Consider the following 3772-nt stretch of genomic DNA (forward strand, 5'->3'; position numbering starts at 1 on the left):
TTAGATTTTAGATTTTAGATATTAGATTTTAGATTTTTTGCTATAATTTCTAATAAGTGTTATTGCAAAGATATAACAAATGATAAAATGGAAACCAAAAATAGCCCCGATTGAAGAGAAAATCCTTGCCTTTTTAGGCAAGATTGTAACGAAAAGCGGGAATTACCATTACTGACAATTCCCGAGCCTTTCGCTTCTAATTTTTATATTTCGAAATCTTTCTTGATTTCTTTGATAGCTTTTTCTATTTGGTTTTCAATGCTTTCGAAAGTGGCATCGATTTCTTTCTTTTTGCCTTCGGCTCTTGTCCATGCTTCTACTTGAAGAATTTCTTCGTGCGCCATTGTCATTCCGAGTAAATCTAGCGTAGGCTTGATTTTGTGGGCATACGCATAAGCGAGTTTATGGTCTTTATTTTTGATGCCAAGATGAATTTGCTTTAGGTCAAGTGGCACTTCTGTCACGAAAAGTGTGATGATTTGCATAACAAATTCAGGATCGTTGTCTGAAAGTGCGTAAACCTTTGATAAGTTGTAGTTTAGGGCCATTATTTTACTTGTATTTTAAATAATCTTTTATTTTCTATAAATCCTTCGAGAATGTCATTTGGTTTTACTGCTGCAACACCTTCTGGCGTTCCTGTAAAAATGATGTCTCCTATTTTTAATGTAAAAAATTGTGAAACGTGCGAAATTAATTCGTCAATTTTCCACAACATGTGACTTGAATTTCCTTTTTGCACAACTTTTCCGTTGCTAACTAATTCAAAATTAATACTTTCTAAGGAATTAAAAGAATTTTTCGATAAAAAGTCACCTATTACCGCTGAACCGTCAAAAGCTTTGGCTTTTTCCCAAGGCAAACCTTTTTCTTTGAGCTTACTTTGCAAATCTCGAGCTGTAAAATCGATTCCTAGTCCAATTTCGTCGTAATAATTGTGAGCGAATTTAGGCTCGATATACTTTCCGACTTTATTGATTTTGACTAAAAGTTCTACTTCGTGATGAATATCCTCAGAAAATTCTGGAATTACAAACGGATGTTGTTTTAATAAAATTGCAGAATCTGGTTTTAGAAAAACTACAGGTTCATCTGGACGTTCGTTTTGAAGTTCCTCAATGTGTTTTGCGTAATTTCGTCCTATGCAGATGATTTTCATAGTTTTCAGTCTCAGTTTTCAGTCTCAGTTTTCAGTCTCAGTTTTCAGTCTCAGTTTTCAGTCTCAGTTTTCAGTCTGCAAACTGCGACAGAAAACTTATTTTGTATTTAATTTTCTTAATTTGATTGCGGTTAAAACCTTTTTGGTGTACAAAGGAAAATCGGCGCCTTGAATCCAACCGTAATAACCTGGTTCTTTTTCAAGTACTTCTTCTACTAATTGTCCTTTATTTTTTCCGAAAGTAAAAATTTCTTTTCCTTCTTTATTTAAAGCGATGAATCCTGCAAAATCGACCGATTTTTTACGTGTTGTAAATTCGGACAACCATTTCATGTCGTTGTCTAAATCGTCGTATCTGTCTAATTGTGCTTTTAAAATCTCGTAGGTTGCCATTGTATCGGCTTCTGCTGAATGCGCGTTTTCTAGAGATTCGTTACAGTAAAATTTATAGGCTGCACTTAAAGTACGTTCTTCTTTTTTGTGAAAAATGGTTTGAACATCAACCGAAACTCGGTTTTTCATATCAAAATCAACCTCAGCACGAAGTAATTCTTCGGCAAGAAGCGGAATATCAAATCGGTCAGAATTAAATCCGGCCAAATCTGAATCCTTAATCATATTATGAATTTGAGATGCTAATTCTTTGAACGTTGGTTCGTTAGCCACTTTTTCATCGGTAATTCCGTGAACAGCAGTTGTAGCAGCAGGAATTGGAATTGTTGGATTTACTAACCACGTTTTGCTTTCCTTGTTTCCGTTTGGATATACTTTAAAGATTGAGATTTCTACAATTCTATCTTTGGCGACTTCTATTCCTGTGGTTTCAAGGTCAAAAAAGCAAATTGGTCTAGTGAGTTTTAATTCCATTTTAAATTATTATTGCGACAAATATAAAATTTTGTAGTTACCGTTTATCGATTTTTTAAAAAGTTTTTAATCAAAAATTAAGAAACCCTTTCAATTTATTATCATTGAAAGGGTTACGTATATTTTTTTAATATTCTCTATTTACATCAAATGCTTCTAGATAATCGGCTACTCGTTTTACGAAACTTCCACCAAGTGCGCCATCTACGACTCTGTGATCGTAAGAATGCGACAAGAACATTTTCTGACGAATTCCGATGAAATCACCTTCTGGCGTTTCGATAACTGCTGGTACTTTTCTAATGGCACCAAGAGCTAGAATTCCGACTTGCGGTTGGTTGATGATTGGAGTTCCAAACACTGAACCGAAAGTTCCTACGTTTGTAACTGTATAAGTTCCGCCTTGAGTATCGTCTGGTTTTAGTTTTCCTGCTTTAGCACGGTTTCCTAAATCGTTTACGGCTTTTGCCATTCCGACAAGGTTTAATTGGTCTGCATTTTTAATTACTGGTACAATTAAATTTCCGTTTGGCAACGCTGCAGCCATTCCTAAATTGATGTTTTTCTTTTTGATGATGTAATCGCCATCAACAGAAATATTCATTCCTGGGAAATCTTTTAATGCTTTTGCAACAGCTTCCATCATAATTGGAGTGAATGTTAGTTTCTCGCCTTCGCGTTTTTCAAAAGCATCTTTCACTTTATTTCTCCATTTTACGATGTTAGTAACGTCAACTTCAATGAACGATTGTACGTGAGCTGAAGTTTGTACCGAAGCCACCATATAACCAGAAATTAACTTACGCATTCTGTCCATTTCAATAATTTCGTCTCCGCCATTTACAGAAACTGGAACAGCTTTAGTTTCGGGTTGCGAGTTTCGAGTTTCGGGTTGAGCAACTGGAGCAACAGTTTGAGCTGCTTTACTTCCTGATTCCAACTTCCTGCTTCCAACAAATTTCAATATATCTTCTTTGGTAACTCGTCCTTCTTTTCCTGAACCAGAAATACTTTCTAATTCGGCAACAGAAACACCTTCTTCTTTAGCAATGTTTTTTACTAAAGGTGAAAAGAATTTATCTGAACCAGAAAAATCGGCTGGAGCAACATTTTCTTTGGCTACTTCAACAGTTTTAGCAACTTCAGCAACAATTGGAGCAGCAACATCGGCAGTTTTTGGTGCTTCAACACTTCCGCCTTCGGTTTCAATGATTGCAATAGTTTGACCAACTTGAACAACATCGTCTTTACCAAAAAGTTGTTCCACTAAAACACCTGAAACCTCACTTGGTACTTCGCTATCAACTTTATCGGTTGCAATTTCAAGAACTGCTTCGTCCATTGCTATAGTATCACCAACGTTTTTTAACCAATTGGTAATTGTTGCTTCCGCAACGCTTTCACCCATTTTAGGTAATTTCAATTCAAACTTTGCCATATCTTTAAACTAAAGTTGTGTTTTTTTATAATGATTGCAAAATTAGTAATTTTATCTTCATTTTGCGAAGAATATACTAATTTTTTATAACGGTAGTTTCTCCTCTATCGATTGAATTATTGCTTCCTATTAAATAATTTGAATTAGGAATATAATTCTTAAATGTTAAATTTTTACTTTTATTACAATTCATGAAATTAATAATATCCTTATAACTAAATGATTTTGTATCAAAAATGATTTCGATATTCAAATTTAAATTGTTTTTGAAATCGCCAAAATCATTTAAAATTGTTTCTTTTTTATTC

4 protein-coding genes and 1 pseudogene are annotated in these 3772 nt (G+C 34.3%); all 5 read right to left on the reverse strand.

All coding sequences use genetic code 11. From position 1 onward, the window contains the following. Positions 1-203: 203 nt before the first annotated feature. Positions 204-548 carry a histidine kinase gene (locus DIU01_RS14705; protein WP_290835756.1) on the reverse strand — a complete coding sequence of 115 codons (345 nt, stop codon included), beginning with the start codon at positions 546-548 and terminating at the stop codon, positions 204-206. Next, entirely contained in the window at positions 548-1159 is a 612-nt protein-coding gene (locus tag DIU01_RS14710; RefSeq protein WP_290835758.1) for a fumarylacetoacetate hydrolase family protein, read from the reverse strand. Before DIU01_RS14710 ends, DIU01_RS14705 begins: the two co-directional genes overlap by 1 nt. Before the next feature lie 96 nt (positions 1160-1255). Beyond that, complete coding sequence (locus tag DIU01_RS14715; protein ID WP_290835760.1) at positions 1256-2026, reverse strand: 3'-5' exonuclease; 771 nt, start codon at positions 2024-2026, stop codon at positions 1256-1258. 127 nt (positions 2027-2153) lie between these two features. Next, positions 2154-3464: a dihydrolipoamide acetyltransferase family protein gene (locus tag DIU01_RS14720; RefSeq protein WP_290835762.1), complete on the reverse strand. Its 1311-nt coding sequence runs from the start codon at positions 3462-3464 to the stop codon at positions 2154-2156. A gap of 76 nt (positions 3465-3540) precedes the next feature. Next, positions 3541-3772 (reverse strand): annotated as a pseudogene (locus DIU01_RS14725) (glycosyltransferase family 2 protein); the annotation flags it as partial.

The organism is Flavobacterium sp., assembly GCF_003525665.1.
In the GTDB taxonomy this organism is placed as follows: domain Bacteria; phylum Bacteroidota; class Bacteroidia; order Flavobacteriales; family Flavobacteriaceae; genus Flavobacterium.

Coding starts and splice junctions, on each gene's coding strand:
- DIU01_RS14705 (WP_290835756.1), bottom strand. CDS start 548: ATGGCCCTAAACTACAACTTATCAAAGGTTTACGCACTTTCAGACAAC.
- DIU01_RS14710 (WP_290835758.1), bottom strand. CDS start 1,159: ATGAAAATCATCTGCATAGGACGAAATTACGCAAAACACATTGAGGAA.
- DIU01_RS14715 (WP_290835760.1), bottom strand. CDS start 2,026: ATGGAATTAAAACTCACTAGACCAATTTGCTTTTTTGACCTTGAAACC.
- DIU01_RS14720 (WP_290835762.1), bottom strand. CDS start 3,464: ATGGCAAAGTTTGAATTGAAATTACCTAAAATGGGTGAAAGCGTTGCG.